At 68.8% G+C, this 21,383-nt stretch carries 17 protein-coding genes; 14 read left to right on the forward strand and 3 right to left on the reverse strand.

The genetic code is table 11. From position 1 onward, the window contains the following. Positions 1-4: 4 nt before the first annotated feature. Both wzm and AC5Y5E_RS23030 read left to right on the forward strand, forming a co-directional pair. Positions 5-835, forward strand: coding sequence for a galactan export ABC transporter permease subunit Wzm/RfbD (gene wzm, locus AC5Y5E_RS23025; protein WP_499905287.1), 831 nt, complete (start codon positions 5-7; stop codon positions 833-835). 157 nt (positions 836-992) lie between these two features. Further along, positions 993-1,322 carry a hypothetical protein gene (locus AC5Y5E_RS23030; RefSeq protein ID WP_499905288.1) on the forward strand — a complete coding sequence of 110 codons (330 nt, stop codon included), beginning with the start codon at positions 993-995 and terminating at the stop codon, positions 1,320-1,322. Between the two features lie 25 nt (positions 1,323-1,347). Here AC5Y5E_RS23030 and AC5Y5E_RS23035 read toward each other — a convergent pair whose 3' ends face one another. Further along, on the reverse strand, positions 1,348-2,073 hold the full coding sequence (locus AC5Y5E_RS23035) for an SHOCT domain-containing protein (RefSeq protein WP_499905290.1): 726 nt from the start codon (positions 2,071-2,073) through the stop codon (positions 1,348-1,350). Between the two features lie 162 nt (positions 2,074-2,235). Here AC5Y5E_RS23035 and AC5Y5E_RS23040 point away from each other — a divergent pair, with 162 nt between their 5' ends. The 7 genes from AC5Y5E_RS23040 to AC5Y5E_RS23070 all read left to right on the forward strand — a co-directional run bounded on the left by AC5Y5E_RS23040 (position 2,236) and on the right by AC5Y5E_RS23070 (position 11,193). Further along, positions 2,236-2,775 carry a 6-carboxytetrahydropterin synthase gene (locus AC5Y5E_RS23040; protein WP_499905291.1) on the forward strand — a complete coding sequence of 180 codons (540 nt, stop codon included), beginning with the start codon at positions 2,236-2,238 and terminating at the stop codon, positions 2,773-2,775. Positions 2,776-2,954: 179 nt separating this feature from the next. Then, the gene (locus tag AC5Y5E_RS23045; RefSeq protein WP_499905292.1) at positions 2,955-3,434 is read left to right on the forward strand and encodes a GreA/GreB family elongation factor; all 480 of its coding nucleotides are present in this window, start codon (positions 2,955-2,957) and stop codon (positions 3,432-3,434) included. Between the two features lie 104 nt (positions 3,435-3,538). Then, complete coding sequence (locus tag AC5Y5E_RS23050) at positions 3,539-3,904, forward strand: GtrA family protein (protein ID WP_499905726.1); 366 nt, start codon at positions 3,539-3,541, stop codon at positions 3,902-3,904. A 31-nt stretch (positions 3,905-3,935) separates the two neighbouring features. Then, positions 3,936-5,291, forward strand: coding sequence for a decaprenylphosphoryl-beta-D-ribose oxidase (gene dprE1, locus AC5Y5E_RS23055; RefSeq protein WP_499905294.1), 1,356 nt, complete (start codon positions 3,936-3,938; stop codon positions 5,289-5,291). After that, the gene (dprE2, locus tag AC5Y5E_RS23060) at positions 5,292-6,056 is read left to right on the forward strand and encodes a decaprenylphospho-beta-D-erythro-pentofuranosid-2-ulose 2-reductase (RefSeq protein ID WP_499905295.1); all 765 of its coding nucleotides are present in this window, start codon (positions 5,292-5,294) and stop codon (positions 6,054-6,056) included. 2 nt (positions 6,057-6,058) lie between these two features. Further along, entirely contained in the window at positions 6,059-7,927 is a 1,869-nt protein-coding gene (locus tag AC5Y5E_RS23065; RefSeq protein ID WP_499905296.1) for a galactan 5-O-arabinofuranosyltransferase, read from the forward strand. Beyond that, a complete protein-coding gene (locus AC5Y5E_RS23070) occupies positions 7,927-11,193 on the forward strand; it encodes an arabinosyltransferase domain-containing protein (RefSeq protein ID WP_499905298.1) in 3,267 nt (1,088 codons plus the stop codon). The genes AC5Y5E_RS23065 and AC5Y5E_RS23070 overlap by 1 nt, the downstream gene beginning before the upstream one ends. A 53-nt stretch (positions 11,194-11,246) precedes the next feature. On the opposite strand, the gene AC5Y5E_RS23075 is transcribed toward AC5Y5E_RS23070, so the two are convergent. Next, positions 11,247-11,882 carry a PASTA domain-containing protein gene (locus tag AC5Y5E_RS23075; protein WP_499905300.1) on the reverse strand — a complete coding sequence of 212 codons (636 nt, stop codon included), beginning with the start codon at positions 11,880-11,882 and terminating at the stop codon, positions 11,247-11,249. Between the two features lie 79 nt (positions 11,883-11,961). Between AC5Y5E_RS23075 and AC5Y5E_RS23080 the strand changes: the two genes are divergently transcribed. Genes AC5Y5E_RS23080 through AC5Y5E_RS23090 form a run of 3 tightly spaced genes read left to right on the forward strand, consistent with a single transcriptional unit; the run spans position 11,962 to position 13,393 of the window. Next, positions 11,962-12,294, forward strand: a complete 333-nt coding sequence (locus AC5Y5E_RS23080) for an ArsR/SmtB family transcription factor (protein ID WP_499905301.1) — start codon at positions 11,962-11,964, stop codon at positions 12,292-12,294. After that, on the forward strand, positions 12,291-12,773 hold the full coding sequence (locus tag AC5Y5E_RS23085; RefSeq protein WP_499905303.1) for an SRPBCC family protein: 483 nt from the start codon (positions 12,291-12,293) through the stop codon (positions 12,771-12,773). Before AC5Y5E_RS23080 ends, AC5Y5E_RS23085 begins: the two co-directional genes overlap by 4 nt. Continuing rightward, on the forward strand, positions 12,770-13,393 hold the full coding sequence (locus tag AC5Y5E_RS23090) for a maleylpyruvate isomerase family mycothiol-dependent enzyme (protein WP_499905304.1): 624 nt from the start codon (positions 12,770-12,772) through the stop codon (positions 13,391-13,393). The genes AC5Y5E_RS23085 and AC5Y5E_RS23090 overlap by 4 nt, the downstream gene beginning before the upstream one ends. Before the next feature lie 2 nt (positions 13,394-13,395). Here AC5Y5E_RS23090 and AC5Y5E_RS23095 read toward each other — a convergent pair whose 3' ends face one another. Continuing rightward, positions 13,396-14,535 carry a BTAD domain-containing putative transcriptional regulator gene (locus tag AC5Y5E_RS23095; protein WP_499905305.1) on the reverse strand — a complete coding sequence of 380 codons (1,140 nt, stop codon included), beginning with the start codon at positions 14,533-14,535 and terminating at the stop codon, positions 13,396-13,398. A 141-nt stretch (positions 14,536-14,676) separates the two neighbouring features. Between AC5Y5E_RS23095 and AC5Y5E_RS23100 the strand changes: the two genes are divergently transcribed. Both AC5Y5E_RS23100 and AC5Y5E_RS23105 read left to right on the forward strand, forming a co-directional pair. Then, positions 14,677-18,003, forward strand: coding sequence for an arabinosyltransferase domain-containing protein (locus AC5Y5E_RS23100; protein ID WP_499905306.1), 3,327 nt, complete (start codon positions 14,677-14,679; stop codon positions 18,001-18,003). Then, positions 18,000-21,248: an arabinosyltransferase domain-containing protein gene (locus AC5Y5E_RS23105; protein ID WP_499905308.1), complete on the forward strand. Its 3,249-nt coding sequence runs from the start codon at positions 18,000-18,002 to the stop codon at positions 21,246-21,248. Before AC5Y5E_RS23100 ends, AC5Y5E_RS23105 begins: the two co-directional genes overlap by 4 nt. Positions 21,249-21,383 lie beyond the last annotated feature (135 nt).

Consider the following 21,383-nt stretch of genomic DNA (forward strand, 5'->3'; position numbering starts at 1 on the left):
GCACATGACGTTTGTCGACGCCGCCGCGCAGTCGCGGACCTTCACCCGGGCCCGTAACGACCTGGTCGCCGGCTTCCGTCGGCACGAGCTGTGGCTGCACCTGGGCTGGCAGGACATCAAGCAGCGCTACCGCCGCTCGGTGCTGGGACCGTTCTGGATCACCATCGCGACCGGAACGACGGCCGTAGCGATGGGCGGCCTGTATTCGAAGTTGTTCCACCTGGACCTGGCGGTGCACCTGCCCTACGTCACGCTCGGGCTGATCATTTGGAACCTGATCAACGCCTCGATCCTGGAGGGCGCGGACGTATTCGTCGCCAACGAGGGGCTGATCAAGCAACTGCCCACGCCGCTCTCGGTGCACGTCTACCGGCTGGTGTGGCGGCAGATGCTCTTGTTCGCGCACAACATCGTGATCTACGTCGTCGTCGCGATCATCTTTCCCAAGCCGTGGTCGTGGGCCGACCTCTCGGTCATCCCGGCGCTTGCGCTGATCGTGCTCAATTCGATTTGGGTGTCACTGTGTTTCGGCATCCTGGCGACCCGGTACCGCGACATCGGCCCGCTGCTCAACTCAGTCGTGCAGTTGCTGTTCTTCATGACGCCGATCATCTGGAACGACGACACGATGCGGGCGCAGGGCGCCGGACGCTGGGCGAGCATCGTCGAGCTCAACCCGCTGCTGCACTACCTCGACATCGTTCGCGCCCCGCTGCTGGGCGCCCACCAGGAACTGCGGCACTGGGTGGTGGTCCTGGTGCTGACGGTCGTCGGGTGGCTGCTGGCGGCCTTCGGAATGCGGCAGTATCGCGCCCGGGTGCCGTACTGGGTCTAACGGGCAAAATGCCGGCCCGCGAATTTCCGCGATTCGCTGCCGCGCCTCGTGGGCGCGAGTTAACTATCCATTCTTGCGATCGGTAGGCGAGCGCGCCGGCATTTAATGACGGCACGAAACGTCGCGTCTGGCCAAGCGGAAGGAAGGGCATCGGGACATGAACACCAAGGTTCACCGCATCAGGCGGGCGGCCGCCGGCGCGCTGCTGTCGGGTGGCACCGCGCTCGCCGCCCTCGGGCTCGCCACGGGGACGGCCCACGCCTTCACCTATCCGAAATCGATATGCAACTACCACGCGTGCAGCTACATCTGGTGCCCTGACATGCCGCTGCCGCAGCCCAGCGGCGGGACGCCGGACTGGGACATGAACGCTTGCCACCACTTCATGTTCGGCATCATGAGCCCGAATTCCCAACCGTGGGTGAGCAACGGCGGAGCCAACCGGCAAGTCGCTCCCATGCTCATCGAGGGCGACCCGGGTCCTTAATCCATCATCGCCAAGCGCCGGCGCTTCATATCTCGGCGATGATCTGCTCCCGCTTGGCCGCATATTCAGCGTCGGAGATCGCACCCGAGGCGCGCAGCGTCTCCAGCTCCTGCAGGCGCTGGGCGGCCGACGGTTGCGCCGGCGCGAACGGCGCGCCGCCGGCCATGCCGCCAGTGATCTTTCCCCCGGTGATCACCGTCGGGGTGGTCGGGCGCAACTCGTCGATCACGCGCTGGCTGGGAGCGTCCCGCGCGACCATGAACTTGTGCGGGAACCCCGCGCCCGGATTGTTGCGCGCCGCAGCCGACAGGTACCGGTTCCCGCCACCTTCGATCGGCAGAAAGAGGATCAGCATTTGACGATCGTCGGGCACCCCCATGCTGCGTTGCATCTGCGGAGTACCGAAGCTGGCGCGAAAGCCGCGGTCCCAGGTTTTGAGGATCTTGCCCGCGACGAGCTGCCCCCCGTCGCGTCTGTCCTCGAGCGCATACACGTGGGTCCCTGCGATGGCGAGGATGAAGCTGTCCGGCAGGCCGGCCATCTCCATGTACTTCGCCATCCCGCCGACGTTCGTCATGGTGGGCATCGCCCGACTCATCTTCCGGCTCACGCGCATCCCCCAGCGGGTGACCGCGCCGACACCGACCGCCTCGGCCGTCATGGCGTCCGTCACCTGCTCGCACCGTGTCGCTGCCACCACAGCCTCGGGGACGACCGAGGCGGCGACGCTTGCGGCCTGCTGGTTGATCAACAGTTCTTCCTCGGATAACGCCTTCATCTCGACTCCTGTGGTACGCCCCGATCAGCGAATGGTCTCACGCAGAAGTCACGCGGCGGCCGGAATCGACAACGCCTGCTGACGCGCCAAGGATCTTTCAAGGATCCGTCAAGGCGGCGACCCGACGCTGCACTCATGAGTCACATTGCCATCGACGACGACGTGTACGTCGCCACCATTCATCGCGCCGACACCCCGATCGGCAGGGCCGCGCGGTTCCACATGCGCAAGCTCTTCGACGAGCTGCCGTGCTGCCATCGCTCGTGGGCCAACCGGGGCAAGCGTTTTTTCCTGCACGGCTACGAGCGGAGCTTCCAGGTCGAGTTCGCTTGCGCCGAGACCGAACCCGGCACCGGCCTGGTGGTCGACGGCAGCGCCGTCGCCGAAGTCCGCACGGCGCTGCGATACCAGTTCGACCACACCACCCTGATCGCACAGGACGACCCACAGCGCGACCTGTTCGAACTGCTGGCCGAGCGGGGGGTCGTCGATCTGCGCATCATGGACAACACCGGCATGGAGGGTTCGGCGGCCTGGGTGTTCGAGACCGCGGAGCGGATCGTCGCGCTCGCGACCGGCGGCCGGGTGTGGGTGTCCGCAGTTGAGGCGCGCGAGAGCCGCAACAACGTGGTCACCCTTACCGCCGGCCCGGTGACGGCAGGGGGCTGGGCCTAGCGCGCAGACCGCGCGCCGACAAAGTTCACCAGCAAACGGAGATAGATTCGCCGCACTACTGGGTATGTGTACAAGAACCAAGTTTCCTTGCGCGTAAGGTGGCGGCTGCCCAGGTGGTGGTGCAACACTGTAGCGCTACAGGTCAGCAAGTGACGGCAGACAGGATCGGGTCGACTGACGTGAGCAAAAAAGCCAAGTCGGCGGCGGATGAGGCGCGGGAAAACCTCGCCGCGGAGCTGGACCGCCTGAAGCAGCGGCGTGATCGCCTCGAGGTCGAGGTCAAAAACGACCGCGGCATGGTCGGCGACCACGGAGACGCGGCAGAGGCGATACAACGCGCCGACGAGCTCGTCGTCCTCGGCGACCGGATCAACGAACTGGACCGGCGCCTGCGGAGCGGACCGTCGCACTCGGACGACTCCGAGACGCTGCCCGGGGGCACCGAGGTCACGCTGCGGTTCCCCGACGGGGAAGTCGTCACCATGCACGTGATTTCCATCGTCGAGGAGACCCCGATCGGCCGCGAGGCCGAGACGCTGACCGCGCGCAGCCCGTTGGGACAGGCCCTGGCGGGGCGCAAGGCCGGCGAAACGGTTACCTACACGACGCCACAAGGCGAAAACCAGGTCGAGCTCATCGCGGTGAAGCTGCCCCGCTAACTCTCGATGCCGGCGGTGCCGGCCCCGATAGACTCGCCGCAATGATCCCCCCAGAACCTGGCGCCCTTCCCGCGCGCCCACACCTGGGTCTGACGACACAGGTGATGCGTTTCGTCGTAACCGGCGGTCTGGCCGGGATCGTCGACTTCGGCCTCTACCTGGTGCTCTACCAGGCGGTGGGGCTGCAGGTCGACCTGTCGAAAGCAACCAGTTTCATCGTCGGCACCATCACCGCCTACCTGATCAACCGGCGCTGGACGTTTCAGGCGGCGCCGAGCACCGCGCGCTTCGTCGCGGTCATGGTGCTCTACGCCGTCACCTTCTCGGTGCAGGTCGGGCTCAACCACCTCAGCCTCGCGCTTCTGCACTACCGGAGCTGGGCCATACCCGTCGCGTTCGTGATCGCGCAGGGCACGGCGACGGTGATCAACTTCATCGTGCAGCGAGCCGTTATCTTCCGCATCCGCTGACCGACCTGGCCAAGCGGTACCCTCTTTGACGATGTTGACGACCAAACGGCTCACCGGCTGGGGCCGCACGGCTCCCTCTGTGGCGACGGTGCTCTCCACTCCGGACCCCGAAGAGATCGCCAAAGCCGTGGCCAACGGGGGTGACCGCGGCGTGATCGCCCGCGGGCTGGGCCGTTCCTACGGCGACAACGCCCAAAACGGCGGCGGACTGGTTGTCGACATGACCGCGCTGAACCGCATTCACTCGATCGACGCCGACAGCGCGCTGGTCGATCTCGATGCCGGGGTCAACCTCGACCAGCTGATGCGGGCCGCGCTGCCGTTCGGATTGTGGGTACCGGTGCTGCCGGGCACCCGGCAGGTGACCATCGGCGGCGCGATCGCCTGCGACATCCACGGCAAGAACCATCACAGCGCGGGCAGCTTCGGCAACCACGTACGCAGCCTGGACCTGCTGACCGCCGACGGCCAGGTGCGCCACCTCACTCCGACCGGTACGGATTCCGAACTGTTCTGGGCCACGGTCGGGGGGAACGGCCTTACCGGAATCATCCTTCGGGTCAACGTCGAGATGACGCCGACGGAGACCGCCTATTTCATCGCCGACGGCGACGTCACCGGCAGCCTGGACGAGACGATCGCGTTTCACAGCGACGGCAGCGAATCCAACTACACCTATTCCAGCGCTTGGTTCGACGCGATCAGCGCGCCACCGAAACTCGGCCGCGCGGCGATTTCGCGCGGCTCGCTGGCCAAGCTCGACCAGTTGCCGCCGAAGCTCCGCCGCGATCCGCTGAAATTCGATGCGCCGCAACTTCTTACGTTTCCCGACGTGTTCCCGAACGGGTTGGCCAACAAGTACACCTTCGGGCCGATCGGCGAGTTGTGGTACCGCAAGTCCGGCACCTACCGCGGCAAGATTCAGAACCTGACGCAGTTCTACCACCCGCTTGACATGTTCGGCGAATGGAACCGCGCCTACGGCCCAGCCGGTTTCGGCCAGTACCAATTCGTTGTGCCCACCACCGCCGTCGAGGAGTTCAAGAACATCATCCGCGACATCCAAAGGTCCGGGCACTACTCGTTTCTCAATGTGTTCAAGCTGTTCGGCCCCGGCAACAAGGCGCCGCTGAGCTTCCCCATCCCGGGCTGGAACGTGTGCGTCGACTTCCCCATCAAACCGGGACTCAACGAGTTCCTCAACGAACTCGACCGCCGGGTCCTGGAATTCGGTGGGCGGGTCTATACGGCCAAGGATTCGCGCACCACCGCCGAAACCTTCCATGCCATGTATCCGCGCATCGACGAGTGGATCGCGGTGCGCCGCAAGGTAGACCCGACGGGGGTGTTCGCCTCCGACATGGCCCGACGCTTGGAGTTGTTGTAAATGGTGCTCGACGCCGTGGGAAATCCGCAGACCATCCTGCTGCTCGGTGGCACCTCCGAGATCGGGCTGGCCATCTGCGAACGCTACCTGCAGAACGCGCACGCGCGAATCATCTTGGCGGCCATGCCCAATGACCCGGGCCGTGACGACGCGGTGGCCCAGATGAAGGCCGCGGGGGCGCGGTCGGTGGAGCTGATCGACTTCGAGGCCACCGATCCCGACAGCCACCCGAAGATGATCGACCAGGCGTTCAATGGCGGCGACGTCGACGTGGCCATCGTGGCGTTCGGCATCCTCGGCGACGCCGAGGAGCTGTGGCAGAACCAGCACAAGGCCGTCTTGGCCGCCGAAATCAACTACACCGCGGCCGTTTCCGTCGGCGTGCTGCTGGGCGAGAAGATGCGCGCGCAGGGCTTCGGCCAGATCATCGCGATGAGCTCGGCCGCCGGAGAGCGGGTGCGGCGGTCCAACTTCGTCTACGGCTCGACCAAGGCGGGTCTGGACGGCTTCTACCTGGGCCTGGGCGAGGCGTTGCGTGAGTATGGGGTTCGCGTGCTGGTGATCCGCCCGGGCCAGGTGCGTACCCGGATGAGCGCGCACGTCAAGGAGGCGCCGCTCACCGTCGACAAGGAGTACGTCGCCAACCTGGCGGTGACCGCGTCCGCTAAAGGTAAGGAATTGGTTTGGGCGCCAGCGGCATTCAGGTACGTGATGATGGTGTTGCGGCACATCCCGCGGAGCATCTTCCGCAAGCTGCCAATCTAACCATGCGCAACGCGCTGGCCAGTCTCGGCCAGACGGCCGCCGCGGTGGCGGTCGCCGTCGCCGTGGCGGTGCCGTCCCTGATCGCGATCGCCGGCGTGCAATGGCCGGCCTTCCCGTCGTCGAACCAGCTGCATGCACTGACCACCGTCGGGCAGGTCGGCTGCCTGGCCGGGCTGGTCGCCGTCGGCTGGGCATGGCGGCGCGGACGTCGTCGGATGCTTGTCCAGCTGGGCGGGCTGGTCTTCGTCTCGGCCTTCACGGTCGTGACGCTCGGCATGCCGCTGGGGGCGACCAAGCTGTATCTGTTCGGCATCTCGGTGGACCAGCAGTTCCGCACCGAATACGTGACCCGGCTCGCGGACAGCCCGGCCCTGCACGACATGACCTACCTCGGGCTGCCGACGTTCTATCCGCCGGGCTGGTTCTGGATCGGCGGCCGCGTCGCGGCGCTGACGGGCACGCCGGCCTGGGAGATGTACAAGCCGTGGGCGATCACCTCGATCACCATCGCGGTGGCCGTCGCGCTGGTGCTGTGGTGGCGGATGATCCGCTTCGAGTACGCGCTGATCGTCACGACCGCGACCGCGGCGGTGACGCTGGCCTACAGCTCGCCGGAGCCCTACTCCGCGATGATCACGGTGCTGTTGCCGCCTGTGCTGGTGCTGACGTGGTCGGGTTTGCGCGCGGGCGAGCGCGGCGGCCAGGGCTGGGCGGCGGTCGTCGGCGCCGGGCTGTTCCTCGGCTGGGCGGCCACCTGGTACACGCTGCTGTTCGGCTTCAGCGCGTTCACCGTCCTGCTGATGGCGGTGCTGCTGGCCGGCGCGCGCTGGCGGCGCGGCGGCTTCGGGGCCGCGCTCGACCCGCTGCGCCGGCTCGCCGTGATCGCGGCCATCGCGGCGGCCATCGCCAGCACCACCTGGCTGCCGTTCCTGCTGCGCGCGGCGAGCAGCCCGGTCAGCAACGGCGGCAGCGCCTTCCACTACCTGCCGGCCGACGGCGCCGTGCTGACCTTCCCGATGCTGCAGTTCTCGCTGCTGGGCGCGGTCTGCATGCTGGGCGCCCTCTGGCTGGTGGTGCGCGCGCGGTCGTCGGTGCGGGCGGGCGCCCTGGCCATCGGCGTGCTGGGCGTCTACCTGTGGTCGCTGCTGTCGATGCTGACCACGCTGGCGCGCACCACGCTGTTGTCGTTCCGGCTGCAGCCCACGCTGACCGTGCTGCTGGTCGCCGCCGGCGCATTCGGGTTCGTGGAAGCCGTCAAACACCTTGCCCCACGGAGCCGCGCGATAGCTCCGGTGGCCGGCGCCATCGGCCTGGCCGCCGCGATCGCGTTCAGCCAGGACATCCCCGACGTGCTGCGGCCCGACCTGACCATCGCCTACACGGACACCGACGGCCACGGCCAGCGCGGCGATCGCCGCCCGCCGAGCTCCGAGAAGTTCTACGCCGAGATCGACGCCGCCATCCTGAAGGTGACCGGCAAGCCCCGCGACCAGATCGTGGTGATGACGGCCGACTACAGCTTCCTGTCCTACTACCCCTACTGGGGATTCCAGGGGCTGACGTCGCATTACGCCAACCCGCTGGCACAGTTCGACCTGCGGGCCGCGCAGATCGAGAAGTGGTCCAAGCTCAAGACCCCCGACGAGTTCATCCACGCGCTCGACACCTCGCCGTGGCCCCCGCCGACCGTGTTTCTGATGCGCCGCGGCGCGAACAGCACCTACACGTTGCGGTTGGCGCAGGACGTCTACCCGAACCAGCCCAACGTCCGCCGGTACACCGTGGACCTGCCGGCGGCGCTATTCGCCGATCCCCGTTTCGCCGTCGACACCGTCGGCCCCTTCGTGCTGGCCGTCCGCAAGCCGAGCTGATGGCCACCGAAACCCCGGCTGACTTGGCCGCACAACTACCATCTACCCCCGTGGAGGACGCGGGAGGTAACTACCGGATCGCCCGGCTTGTTGCTACCGTCGCCGGTCTGCTGGGCGCCCTGCTGGCGATCGCCACCCCGGTGCTGCCGGTCAACCAGACCACCGCCCAACTGAACTGGCCGCAGAACGGCACATTCGGCAGCGTCGATGCGCCGCTGATCAGTTATGTGGCAACGGATTTGAACGTCGCCGTGCCGTGTCAGGCGGCCGCCGGGCTGGCCGGCCCGCAGAACGCCGGCAAGACGGTGCTGCTGTCGACAGTGCCCAAACAGGCCCCCAAGGCCGTCGACCGCGGACTGCTGATCCAGCGCGCCAACGACTATCTGGTGCTGGTGGTGCGCAACGTCGCGGTGGTCACCGCCCCGCTGAGCCAGGTGCTCAGCCCGGCCTGCCAGCGGCTGACCTTCACCGCGCACGCCGACCGCGTCACCGCCGAGTTCGTCGGACTGACCCAGGGGCCCAACGCCGAGCATCCCGGCGCGCCGCTGCGCGGTGAGAAAAGCGGCTACGACTTCCGGCCGCAGATCGTCGGCGTGTTCACCGACCTTGCCGGGCCGGCGCCGCCCGGCCTGAGCTTCTCAGCCACCGTCGACACCCGCTACAGCAGCAGCCCCACCCAGCTGAAGATGGCGGCGATGATCCTCGGGGTGGTGCTGACCGCCGCCGCCCTGGTGGCGCTGCACGTCCTCGACACCGCCGACGGCACCCGGCACCGACGCTTCCTGCCCGCCCGCTGGTGGTCGATCGGCGGCCTGGACGCCCTCGTCATCGCGGTGCTGGCCTGGTGGCATTTCGTCGGCGCCAACACCTCCGACGACGGCTACATCCTGACCATGGCCCGGGTGTCCGAACACGCCGGCTACATGGCCAACTACTACCGCTGGCTGGGCACGCCCGAGGCCCCGTTCGGGTGGTACTACGACCTGCTGGCGGTGTGGGCCCATGTCAGCACCACCAGCATCTGGATGCGGTTGCCCACCCTGGCGATGGCGCTGACGTGCTGGTGGGCGATCAGCCGCGAGGTCATGCCCCGCCTGGGTCACGCCGTGAAGACCAACCGGGCGGCGGCGTGGACGGCCGCGGGGCTGTTCCTGGCGACCTGGTTGCCGCTGGACAACGGGCTTCGCCCCGAACCGATCATCGCCCTGGGCATCCTGCTCACCTGGTGCTCGGTGGAACGGGCGGTGGCCACCAACCGGCTGCTGCCGGTGGCGATCGCGTGCATCATCGGCGCGCTGACCTTGTTCTCCGGTCCGACGGGTATCGCCTCGATCGGCGCGCTGCTGGTCGCGATCGGGCCGCTGCGCACCATCATCCACCGACGATCCAGACAGTTCGGGGTGCTGCCGCTGGTGGCGCCCCTGTTGGCCGCGGCCACCGTCACCGTGATCCTGATCTTCCGTGACCAGACCCTGGCCGGCGAAATGCAGGCGACCGCGCTCAAGCGCGCGCTCGGACCCAGCTTGAGCTGGTTCGACGAACACCTCCGCTACGAGCGGCTGTTCATGGCCAGCCCCGACGGGTCGGTCGCCCGCCGATTCGCCGTGCTGGCCCTGGTTTTGGCGCTGGCGATAACCGTCGCAATGTCGTTGCGCAAGGGCCGAATTCCCGGCACGGCGGCCGGGCCGAGCCGCCGGATCGTCGGGATCACCATCATCTCGTTCGTCGCGATGATGTTCACCCCCACCAAATGGACCCACCACTTCGGGGTGTTCGCCGGGCTGGCCGGGCCGCTGGGCGCGCTGGCGGCGGTCGCCGTGACCTCCATGGCCATGCGATCCCGGCGCAACCGCACCGTATACGCCGCCGTGGTGGTGTTCCTGTTGGCGTTGTCGTTCGCCAGCGTCAACGGCTGGTGGTACGTGTCGAACTTCGGTGTGCCGTGGTCGAATTCGTTCCCCGCGTGGCATTACGCCGCCGCCACGGCGCTGCTCGTGCTGGCGCTGTTGGTGCTGCTGCTGGCGGCGTGGTTCCACTTCGTCAACCCCGACAACGGGCCACCCAAGACCCGCTACGGCGCACGCGTCGCCGGAATTGTCCAGTCCCCGTTGGCAATTGCGACGTGGATCCTGGTGGTGTTCGAGGTGGTTTCGCTGACGCTCGCGATGATCGACCAGTACCCGGCCTGGTCGGTCGGCCGCTCCAACCTCGAGGCGCTGGCCGGAAAGTCCTGCGGGCTGGCCGAAGACGTGCTGGTGGAGCAGGACCCCAACGCCGGCATGCTGACCCCGGTGGCCGCGTCGGTAGGAGACGCCCTGGGAGCGGGCCTGTCGGAGGCCTTCACCCCCAACGGCATTCCGGCCGACGTGCGCGCCGACCCGGTGATGGAACGTCCCGGCGATCGCAGCTTCATCAACGAGGACAGGCTGACCACCGGCGCCGAGCCCGGCACCGAGGGCGGCACCAACCCGGCACCGGGAATCAACGGGTCGGTCGCCCAGCTGCCCTATAACATCGACCCGGCCCGCACACCGGTGCTCGGCAGCTGGCGCGCGGGCATCCAGGTTCCGGCCCACCTGCGCTCGGGCTGGTATCGGCTGCCCGCCCGCGACAAGGCGCGGCCGCTGCTAGTGGTCAGCGCGGCGGGCCGCTTCGACCCCCGCGAGGTCCAGGTGCAGTGGGCCACCGACGACGAAGCCGCCGGCGGGCACCCCGGCGGGTCGTTCCAGTTGTCGGACGTCGGCGCCTCCCCGGCCTGGCGCAACCTGCGGCTGCCGCTGTCGGCCATCCCGAGCGCCGCCACCCAGATCCGCCTGGTCGCCGACGACGAAGACCTGGCGCCGCAGCACTGGATCGCGCTGACGCCCCCGCGGATCCCGCAGCTGCGCACGCTGCAGGACGTCGTCGGGTCCAAAGACCCGGTGTTCCTGGATTGGCTTGTCGGCCTGGCGTTTCCGTGTCAGCGCCCGTTCGGCCACCAGAACGGCGTCGACGAGACGCCGAAGTGGCGCATCCTGCCGGACCGTTTCGGCGCCGAGGCCAACTCACCGGTGATGGACAACAACGGCGGCGGCCCGTTGGGCGTCACCGAGTTGCTGGTGAAGGCGACCACGATGGCGACGTACCTGAAGGACGACTGGTCGCGCGACTGGGGGTCGCTGCAACGGTTGACGCCCTACTACCCCGACGCCCAGCCCGCCCGGTTGCAGCTCGGCATCGCCACGCGCAGCGGCCTGTGGAACCCGGCGCCGCTGCGCCGCACCTAACGGTAGGCGGGCACGCGGGTCCCGCGAAATACTTGCGTCGAGCTCCAGGCGGTTTATCCGACTGCCTGGTCGCGCGGTTCGGGCCGCATCCCGCGGGCCGAGATGGGCGTCGGCCGCGGGCGACGCGGTTCGCGGACGCCCGCGCCCCCCTGACCGTTGAGCCATAACCGGACCGCGGAACCCGACTTGACCCGCGCGCCAGACTCGGGGACCTGATCAGTGACGATCCAGCCCGCGCCCCCGGGCTCGGATGGCAAGTCCGGTTGGGCGTTCATGGCGACCAGCCCCTTGTCGTTGAGCAAGTCGCGGGCCGCGATCCACTCGAGGCCAACGACATTGGGCACCGTCACCTTCGCGCTCCAGGGCGCCTCCCGGACGCGCGCCTCCACCGCCTCGGCGGCCGCGCCACCAACAGCTGTCGATTCACCACCGCCCGGGAAGTCGTCGAGGTCCCGCCAGCGTTCCCACGCGGATTGGCGCGTGACACCCAATTCGGTGGCGATTTCGGCCCACGACTTGCCGTGCCGCCGAGCAGTCCGCACCGCAGCCAACTCCGCCTGGTCCAGCATCCGACGCACCATGCCGATGTCGGACAGCGCCTCCAGCCCATCGCCGCTGGGAAGCCCGCTGCGCGCGCCCAGCCGGCGCCACGCCTGTTGGGCCTGATCCCATGCGTCGGCAATGCTCATCTTGTCAGGATAGCCTGACAAGGCCGCACGGCGAAGAACTCTTGCCGGCACCCCATTGGTAAGCCTAGACTTACGGTTCGTGGTCACTTACCGAGCCACCCGCGACGGCGACGCCTGGCTGGCGCTGGCCGACGGCACACGACGCTCCATCGTGGAACGCCTTGCGAACGGCCCGGCGGCGGTCGGCGAGTTGGCCCGCGACCTGCCCGTCAGCCGGCCGGCCGTTTCCCAGCACCTCAAGGTCCTCAAGTCGGCGGGTCTGGTTCGCGACCGCGCCGCCGGAACGCGCCGCGTCTACCAACTCGACCCGACCGGCCTCGAGGCGCTGCGCGCCGAGCTCGACCGGTTTTGGACCCAGGCGCTGGCCGCCTACGCGGAAGCAATCGACGAGAGCAAGGGGGAACTGTCATGACCCGACCACCGAACGTCGCGCACCACGTCGTCGTCAACGCGCCGATCGAGCGCGCGTTCGCCGTCTTCACCGAGCGGTTCGGCGACTTCAAGCCCCGCGAACACAACCTGCTCGCCGTCCCCATCGCCGAGACCGTGTTCGAGCCCGTCGTCGGTGGGCACATCTACGACCGCGGCGTCGACGGCAGCGTCTGCCGGTGGGCGCGCATCCTGGCCTACGAGCCGCCGCACCGGGTGGTGTTCAGCTGGGACATCGGCCCGACCTGGCAGCTGGAGTCCGATCCGGCCAAGACCAGCGAGGTCGAGGTCCGGTTCACCGCCGAGTCCGGCGACCGCACGCGCGTCGAGATCGAACACCGCCGCCTCGACCGGCACGGTCCGGGCTGGGAGTCGGTCGCCGATGGCGTCGACGGCGACGCCGGCTGGCCGCTGTATCTGGATCGCTACGAGCGCCTTCTCAGCGTCGAGGCGCATCGATGACGGCGACCCTGATGACCATGGCGCACGCGGAGCGCGCCGACCTCGCCGACTTCCTGGCCACCCTCACGCCGCAGGACTGGCAGATCCCCAGCCTGTGCGCGAAATGGACCGTCAAAGACGTTGTCGCGCATGTGATCAGCTACGAAGAGCTGGGCGCCGCGGGGCTGCTGAAGCGGTTCGCGAAGGGCTGGGTCGTGCGGGCCAACCAGGTGGGCGTCGACGAGTTCTCCCAGCTGCGCCCCGAAGAGCTCCTCGAATTCCTCCGGAACCACCTCGAACCACGCGGTCTGACAGCGGGTTTCGGCGGAATGATCGCGCTCGTCGACGGCACCATCCACCACCAGGACATCCGCCGCTCGCTGGGCCGGCCGCGCACCATCCCCGCCGACCGGCTGCAGCGGGTCCTCGGCCTGGTGCCCGGCAACCCCCGCCTGGGGGCGGGACGCCGGATCCGGGGGCTGCGCCTGCGCGCCACCGACGTCGACTGGACCCACGGCACGGGACCCGAGGTCAGCGGCCCCGGCGAGGCGCTGCTCATGGCGATGGCCGGCCGCCCGGCGGCGCTCGCCGAGCTCGGCGGTCCCGGCCGGGACACGTTGGCCAAGCGGCTGACGAAATAGCCTCAGCCCGGGCCGATTTCGAACGTGAATTCGTGGCCGCCGATGCGGATGCGGTTGCCATCGGCTAGGGAGGCGCTGCCGCGGATGCGCTGGCCCTGCACCTCCACCCCGTTGGTGGACCGCAGGTCGGTCATCATGAAACCCGTTCCGATGTCTGTGATGACGGCGTGGTGGCGGCTGACGTCGGTGTCGTCGAGAACGATGTCGTTGTCGGTGAAGCGCCCGATCCTGGTGGTCGCTCCCGTCAGCGGGTGAATCCGCCCGGTCTGGTCGACTAGCCGGGCAACGGCGGACTCCGCGAGCTGGATGCTGGCGGTCGTGGGCTCCTGCCGGTAGGCGCCGCGCTTGTGAGTGGTCAGGTCGGCCCGCCTCAAGCCCAACGGTTCCTGGCGCAGGATCCGCTCGTGCAAGGCGCTCACGGTGCGGCCGGGGTCGATGCCGAGCCCCTCGGCCAGGGCCGTCTTCAGCCGGCGGTACGCGCCGAGCGCATCGGACTGGCGCTCGGTGACGTAGTAGGCGGTGATCAGCTGCGCCCACAGCGGTTCGCGATAGGGATGTTCGGCGGTGAGCGCCTCCAGCTCGCCGATGACCTCACCGGCGCGCCCGCACGCGATCTCGGCCTCGGCGCGGGCGGTGTGGGTGGCGACATTTTCCTCCATCAGTGCGGTGGCGAAGGCGTCGACGAAGGCGAAGCCGCGCAGGTCGTCGAGCACCGGCCCGCGCCATTCACCCAGCGCCAGCGAGAATTGCCGGCTGGCGTCCTCGAACCGTCCCGCCGCGGCGGCCTGGTTCCCCGCCAGCTTCGCGGCGCTGAAGCGCCCCAGATCGCAGTCGGCGTCGGCGACGCTGAGCTGGTATCCCGGCGGGGCGCTCGCGAGCACCTGGGACGGGTCGGCCCCGGCGTCGCGGAGCAGCCGGCGCAGGTTCGACACGTGGGCCTGGATGCTGGTGCGCGCGGCCGGCACCGGGTCCTCGTCCCATACCGCGTTGATCAACGAGTCGACGGACACCGGCCGGTTGCGGTTGATCAGCAGCATCGCCAGCACGGCCCGTTGCTTGGGCGCGCCGACCGGCACCCGTACCCCGTGGCTGGTCATCAGCAACGGTCCCAAGACGCCGAAGCCGAGACCTGTGTTCGTCATCGCGCCGCCAGCCTCCTGGGTGATCGGGGCCGCTCTTGAAACGAGAGTTTATTTCGTGGACCGGGCGCGGCAAATTACCGGGCCGTGGCGGCGGCCCCGCGTCCAAAAGGGACAAAGCCGCGTCCCTTACGATCGAGCCTCGTGCCCCCCGACCGGAATGAGCGATCGCTGCGCGTCCCGCGGTTGATCGCCGTCGTCGCGGGGCTCGCCGGTCTGCTGCTGTGCCTGATCGTTCCGCTGCTTCCGGTGAAGCAGACGACCGCGACGGTGCTGTGGCCCCAGGGCGTGGCCGACGGGCACGTCACCCAGATCACCGCCCCGTTGGTGTCGGGGGCGCCGCGGGCGCTGGACATCTCGATCCCGTGTTCGGCGATCGCCACGCTGCCGCCCAACGGCGGGTTGGTCGTCTCGACGCTGCCGGTCGGCGGCGTGGACACGGGCAAGAACGGGCTTTTCGTGCGCGCCGACAAAGACGTCGTCGTCGTCGCGTTCCGCGACACCGTGGCCGCGGTGGCAAAGCGCCCGGCCGTCGCTGCCGGCGCCTGCAGCGTCCTGCATATCTGGGCCGACGCGGGCGCGGCGGGTGCCGATTTCGTCGGCCTCCCGGGCGCCTCGGGGGTTCTGCCGTCGGAGAAGAAGCCTCAGGTGGGCGGCATCTTCACCGATTTGAAGGTGCCGCCGCAGCCGGGGCTGTCGGCCCGGGTCGACATCGACACCCGGTTCATCACGGCGCCCACCGCGCTGAAGATGCTCGCGATGGCCGTGGGAACGCTGGCGGTCCTGGTCGCGATCGCCGCGATGGCGGCGCTGGATCGCCGCAGCCGCGGCGGGGACATCGGAGTCAACTGGCGATCGCCGATCGCGTGGCTGTCCCGGTACCGCCCGCGGGCCCATTGGGCGACCTGGTGGCGCGTCGGCGCCGCGACGTGGCTCGCCGACGTCGGCGTGATCGGCACCCTGCTGGTCTGGCACGTCATCGGCGCGACGTCGTCGGACGACGGCTACAACCTGACCATCGCCCGGGTCGCCCCGAAGGCCGGGTACGTCGTCGACTACTACCGCTACTTCGGGACGACGGACGCGCCGTTCGACTGGTACCTCGCGGTGCTGGCGAAACTGGCGTCGGTCAGCACCGCCGGTGTCTGGATGCGGCTGCCGGCGACGCTGGCCGGGATCGCCTGCTGGCTGATCATCGGCCACTGGGTGCTGCGGCGGCTGGGGCCCGGACGCGGCGGCCTGGCGGGCAACCGGGTGGCGGTGTTGACCGCCGGCGTGGTCTTCCTGGCCGCCTGGCTGCCGTTCAACAACGGCCTGCGGCCCGAGCCGATCATCGCGCTGGGCGTGATCGTGACCTGGATGCTGGTGGAACGCGCGATCGCGCTGGGCCGGCTGGCTCCCGCCGCGGTCGCGGTCATCGTCGCGATGCTGACCGCGACGCTGGCCCCGCAGGGGCTGATCGCCGTCGCCGCGCTGCTGATCGGGGCGCGGGCCATCGCCCAGACGATCCGCCGCCGCCGTGCGACCGACGGGCTGCTGGCCCCGCTGGCGGTGTTGGCCGCGTCGCTGGCGCTGATCGCCGTGGTGGTGTTCCGCAGCCAGACGCTGGCCACGGTCGCCGAGTCGGCGCGCATCAAGTACAAGGTCGGCCCGACGATCGCCTGGTACCAAGACTGGCTGCGCTACTACTTCCTCACCGTGGAGTCCAACCCCGACGGGTCGATGGCGCGGCGATTCGCGGTGCTGGTGCTGCTGCTGTGCATGTTCGGCATGCTGGTGGTGCTGCTGCGGCGCGGCCGGGTGCCCGGGCTGGCCAGCGGCCCGGCGTGGCGGCTGATCGGCACCACCGCGGCCGGCCTGCTGCTGCTGACGTTCACGCCCACGAAGTGGGCCGTGCAGTTCGGCGCGTTCGCCGGCCTGGCCGGCGCCCTGGGCGCGATCACCGCGTTCGCCTTCGCCCGGATCGGGCTGCACAACCGCCGCAACCTGACGCTGTACGTGACGGCCCTGCTGTTCGTCCTGGCGGTGGCGACCTCCGGCGTCAACGGCTGGTTCTACGTCGGCAACTACGGGGTGCCCTGGTGGGACATCCAGCCGGTGATCGCGAGCCATCCGGTGACGTCGATGTTCCTGACGTTGTCGATCCTGACCGGGCTGCTGGCCGCCTGGCAGCACTTCCGGATGGACTACGCCGGGCACACCGAGGTCAAGGACAGCCGGCGCAACCGCGTGCTGGCCTCCACGCCGCTGCTGGTGGTGGCGACGATCATGGTGCTCGGCGAGGTCGGCTCGCTGGCCAAGGGGGCGGCGGTCCGCTACCCGCTCTACACCACCGGCAAGGCCAACCTGGCCGCCATCACGTCCGGGCTGTCGCCAACCAGCTGCGCGATGGCCGATGACGTGCTGGCCGAGCCCGACCCCAATGCCGGTCTGCTGCAACCGGTTCCGGGGCAGACGTTCGGGCCCGACGGGCCGCTGGGCGGAGTCAACCCCGTCGGCTTCAAACCCGAGGGCGTGGGCGACGACCTGAGGTCGAACCCCGTCGTCACCAAACCCGGGGTGGTGAATTCCGACGCGTCACCAAACAAGCCCAACGCCGCGATGAGCGACTCCGCGGGCACGGCCGGCGGGAAGGGCCCGGCCGGAGTGAACGGGTCGCACGCGGCGCTGCCGTTCGGCCTGGACCCGGCCCGCACCCCGGTGATGGGCAGCTACGGCGAAAACTCCCTGGCCGCCACCGCCACGTCGTCCTGGTACCAGTTGCCGCCGCGAACCGGCGACCGGCCGCTGCTGGTGGTCTCCGCCGCCGGCGCCATCTGGTCCTACAAGGAGGACGGCACCTTCACCTACGGCCAATCGCTCAAACTGCAATGGGGCGTCGCCCGCCCCGACGGCAGCACCCAGCCGCTCGCCGAGGTGCAGCCGATCGACATCGGTCCCGACCCGGCGTGGCGCAACCTGCGGTTCCCGCTGGCCTGGGCACCGCCGGAGGCTAACGTGGCACGCATCGTCGCCTACGACCCGAATCTGAGTTCCGAGCAGTGGTTCGCGTTCACGCCGCCGCGCGTCCCGGTGCTGCAGACCTTGCAGCAGCTGATCGGGTCGCAGGACCCGGTGCTGATGGACATCGCGACCGCCGCCAACTTCCCCTGCCAGCGGCCGTTCTCCGAACACCTTGGCGTTGCCGAACTTCCGCGGTACCGCATCCTGCCCGATCACAAACAGACGGCGTCGTCGTCCAACGGGTGGGAGGCCAGCGAGACCGGCGGCCCGTTCCTGATCACTCAGGCGATGCTGCGCACCTCGACGATCTCCACCTACCTGAGCGGTGACTGGTATCGCGACTGGGGCTCGGTCGAGAAGTATTACGCGTTGGTGCCGGCCGACCAGGCGCCGGTCGCCGTCGTCGAACAGGGCGTGACGACCGTTCGCGGCTGGAGCCGGCAGGGACCGATCAGGGCGCTGCCATGAGCGTCACCGACAACGCACGCGAAGCGCCCGCCGCGCCGTCGGACGCGCTTCGGGACGTGCGGGTGACGCGCTGGGTCGCGACGATCGCCGGCCTGATCGGTTTCGTCCTGTCGATCGCCACACCGCTGCTGCCCGTCGTGCAGACCACCGCGATGCTGAACTGGCCGCAGAACGGCCAACTGAATAACGTTACGGCGCCGCTGATCTCGCTGACGCCGGTCGACGTGGCGGTGACCGTGCCGTGCTCGGTGGTGCGCGACCTGCCGCCCGAGGGCGGGGTGGTGCTGAGCACGGCGCCCAAGAAGGGCAAGGACGCCGCCCTCAACGCGTTGTTCGTGGTCGTCGGCAGCAAGCGGGTCGACGTCACCGACCGTAACGTGGTCATCGCCAGCGTGCCCCGGGACCAGGCGGCGTCGCCGCAATGCCAACAAATCGAGATCACGTCCACGCGCGCCGGCACCTTCGCCACCTTCGTCGGGCTGACCGATCCGGCGGGCAAGCCCGTGCGCGGCGGCTTCCCCGATCCCAACCTGCGCCCCCAGATCGTGGGGGTGTTCACCGACCTGACCGGACCGGCCCCGCCCGGCCTGCGGTTCTCGGCGAAGATCGACACCCGGTTCTCCACCACGCCAACGACTTTGAAGCTGGCCGCGATGGTGCTGGCGATCCTGTCCACCATCGTCGCGCTGATCGCATTGTGGCGCCTCGACCAGCTCGACGGCCGGCGCATGCACCGGTTGATCCCGACGCGCTGGCGCAAGTTCACGCTCGTGGACGCCACGGTGATATTCGGCTTCCTGCTGTGGCATCTGATCGGCGCCAATTCCTCCGACGACGGCTACATCCTCGGCATGGCCCGCGTCGCCGACCACGCCGGTTACATGTCCAACTACTTCCGCTGGTTCGGCAGTCCGGAGGACCCCTTCGGCTGGTACTACAACCTGCTGGCGCTGATGACCCACGTGAGCGACGGCAGCCTGTGGATGCGGCTGCCCGACCTGGTCGCCGGGCTGGTCTGCTGGCTGCTGTTGTCGCGTGAGGTGTTGCCGCGGCTGGGACCGGCGGTGACATCCAGCACCGCCGCCAACTGGGCGGCCGGCATGGTCCTGCTGGCCGGGTGGATGCCGTTCAACAACGGCCTGCGCCCCGAGCCGATCATCGCGCTGGGTTCGCTGATCACCTACGTGCTGATCGAGCGCTCGATGTGCGCCTCCCGGCTGACGCCCGCCGCGCTGGCGGTGATCACCGCGGCGTTCACGCTCGGCGTCCAGCCGACCGGCCTGATCGCGGTGGCCGCGCTGGTCGCCGGTGGCCGACCGATCCTGCGGATCCTGGTGCGCAGGCATCGCCTGGTCGGCACCTGGCCCCTGGTGGCCCCGATGCTGGCGGCGGGAACGGTAATCCTCACCGTGGTGTTCGCCGACCAGACGCTGTCAACGGTGTTGGAGGCCACCAGGATTCGCACCGCGATCGGCCCCAGCCAGGCCTGGTACACCGAGAACCTGCGCTACTACTACCTGATCCTGCCGACCGTCGACGGCTCGCTGTCGCGCCGATTCGGCTTCCTGATCAGCGCGCTGTGCCTGTTTACCGCCCTGTTCATCATGTTGCGCCGCAAGCGAGTCCCGGGTGTGGCCCGCGGCCCGGCGTGGCGGCTGATGGGCGTCATCTTCGCCACCATGTTCTTCCTGATGTTCACGCCCACCAAGTGGGTGCACCACTTCGGGCTGTTCGCCGCGGTGGGCGCGGCGATGGCCGCGCTGACCACGGTGCTGGTTTCGCCGAAGGTGCTGCGCTGGTCGCGCAACCGGATGACGTTCGCGGCCGCGGTGTTGTTTCTGCTGGCGCTCTGTTTCGCCACCACCAACGGCTGGTGGTACGTGTCCAGTTACGGCGTCCCGTTCAACAACGTCATGCCGAGGTTCGCCGGAATCAGCATCAGCACAGTGTTTTTCGTCCTGTTCGCGATCGCGGCGGTCTGGGCGTTCTGGCTGCATTTCGCTTCGCGCGAGCACGGCGAGGGCCGGCTGGCGCGGGCGGTGACGGCGGCGCCGGTGCCGATCGCGGCCGGTTTCATGGTGCTGGTGTTCATCGCCTCGATGGTCGCCGGAACCGTGCGTCAGTACCCCACCTACTCCAACGGCTGGGACAACCTGCGCGAGTTCGCCGGCGGCTGCGCGCTGGCCGACGACGTGCTCGTCGAGCCGGACAGCAACGCCGGCTTCATGGCCCCGCTGCCGGGTGATTACGGCCCGCTCGGCCCGCTCGGTGGCGTCAACCCGGCGGGGTTCTCCCCCAACGGGGTACCCGACCACACCGTCGCCGAGGCCGTTCAGGAGACGTCCGTGCCGCAGCCCGGCACCGACTACGACTGGTACGCGTACGACTGGCGCGCGCCCACCAAGCTGAAGGCGCCGGGCATCAACGGTTCCCTGGTTCCGCTGCCCTACGGCCTCAACCCCGACCAGGTTCCGCTGGCCGGCAGCTACACCACCGGCGCCCAGCAGCAGAGCAGGCTCACCTCGGCGTGGTATCAGCTGCCCAAAGCCGACGACGGCCATCCCCTGCTGGTGGTGACCGCCGCGGGCACCATCGCCGGCAACAGCGTGCTGCACGGGCACACCAGCGGACAGACCGTGGTGCTCGAATACGGCCGGCCCGGCCCCGGCGGTGAGATCGTGCCGTCCGGGCGGCTGGTGCCCTACGACCTGAACGGCGAACAGCCCAAGGCCTGGCGCAACCTGCGCTTCGCCCGGGACAAGATGGCCGCGGACGCGGTGGCGGTCCGCGTGGTCGCCGAGGACCTCTCCCTGACGCCGGACGACTGGATTGCGGTGACCCCGCCACGGGTGCCCGAGCTGCGTTCCCTGCAGGAGTACGTCGGCTCGTCACAGCCGGTGCTGATGGACTGGGCCGTCGGGCTGGCGTTCCCGTGCCAGCACCCGATGCTGCACGCCAACGGCGTCACCGAGATCCCGAAATTCCGCATCACGCCCGACTACAACGCCAAGAAGCAGGACACCGACACCTGGGAGGACGGCGTGAACGGCGGCCTGCTGGGCATCACGGACCTGCTGCTGCGGGCGCACGTGATGTCCACCTATCTGTCCCGGGACTGGGGTCGCGACTGGGGTTCGCTGCGCAAGTTCGAAACCATCGCCGACGCGCATCCCGCGCAACTGGAGCTGGGCACGGCGACCCGCAGCGGGTTGTGGTCCCCGGGATCGATCCGAATCAAGCCGTAATTAAACGCGAATACAGTTAATTAAGAACGGTTTACGGTCGTTAATTTGTCATCAGTCGAATAACGTCGCGAAATTTACGTTCGAGTAATTCCCGAGCAAATGTTTAATTTCGCGTTCCGCCGGTCAATAACTACT

The organism is Mycobacterium sp. NGS54 (genome assembly GCF_059812465.1).

Bases quoted from the DNA above. Each gene is read 5' to 3' on its own strand.
- wzm (WP_499905287.1), top strand. From the start codon at position 5: ATGACGTTTGTCGACGCCGCCGCGCAGTCGCGGACCTTCACCCGGGCC.
- AC5Y5E_RS23030 (WP_499905288.1), top strand. From the start codon at position 993: ATGAACACCAAGGTTCACCGCATCAGGCGGGCGGCCGCCGGCGCGCTG.
- AC5Y5E_RS23040 (WP_499905291.1), top strand. From the start codon at position 2,236: ATGAGTCACATTGCCATCGACGACGACGTGTACGTCGCCACCATTCAT.
- AC5Y5E_RS23050 (WP_499905726.1), top strand. From the start codon at position 3,539: ATGCGTTTCGTCGTAACCGGCGGTCTGGCCGGGATCGTCGACTTCGGC.
- dprE1 (WP_499905294.1), top strand. From the start codon at position 3,936: ATGTTGACGACCAAACGGCTCACCGGCTGGGGCCGCACGGCTCCCTCT.
- dprE2 (WP_499905295.1), top strand. From the start codon at position 5,292: ATGGTGCTCGACGCCGTGGGAAATCCGCAGACCATCCTGCTGCTCGGT.
- AC5Y5E_RS23065 (WP_499905296.1), top strand. From the start codon at position 6,059: ATGCGCAACGCGCTGGCCAGTCTCGGCCAGACGGCCGCCGCGGTGGCG.
- AC5Y5E_RS23070 (WP_499905298.1), top strand. From the start codon at position 7,927: ATGGCCACCGAAACCCCGGCTGACTTGGCCGCACAACTACCATCTACC.
- AC5Y5E_RS23075 (WP_499905300.1), bottom strand. From the start codon at position 11,882: ATGAGCATTGCCGACGCATGGGATCAGGCCCAACAGGCGTGGCGCCGG.
- AC5Y5E_RS23085 (WP_499905303.1), top strand. From the start codon at position 12,291: ATGACCCGACCACCGAACGTCGCGCACCACGTCGTCGTCAACGCGCCG.
- AC5Y5E_RS23090 (WP_499905304.1), top strand. From the start codon at position 12,770: ATGACGGCGACCCTGATGACCATGGCGCACGCGGAGCGCGCCGACCTC.
- AC5Y5E_RS23095 (WP_499905305.1), bottom strand. From the start codon at position 14,535: ATGACGAACACAGGTCTCGGCTTCGGCGTCTTGGGACCGTTGCTGATG.
- AC5Y5E_RS23105 (WP_499905308.1), top strand. From the start codon at position 18,000: ATGAGCGTCACCGACAACGCACGCGAAGCGCCCGCCGCGCCGTCGGAC.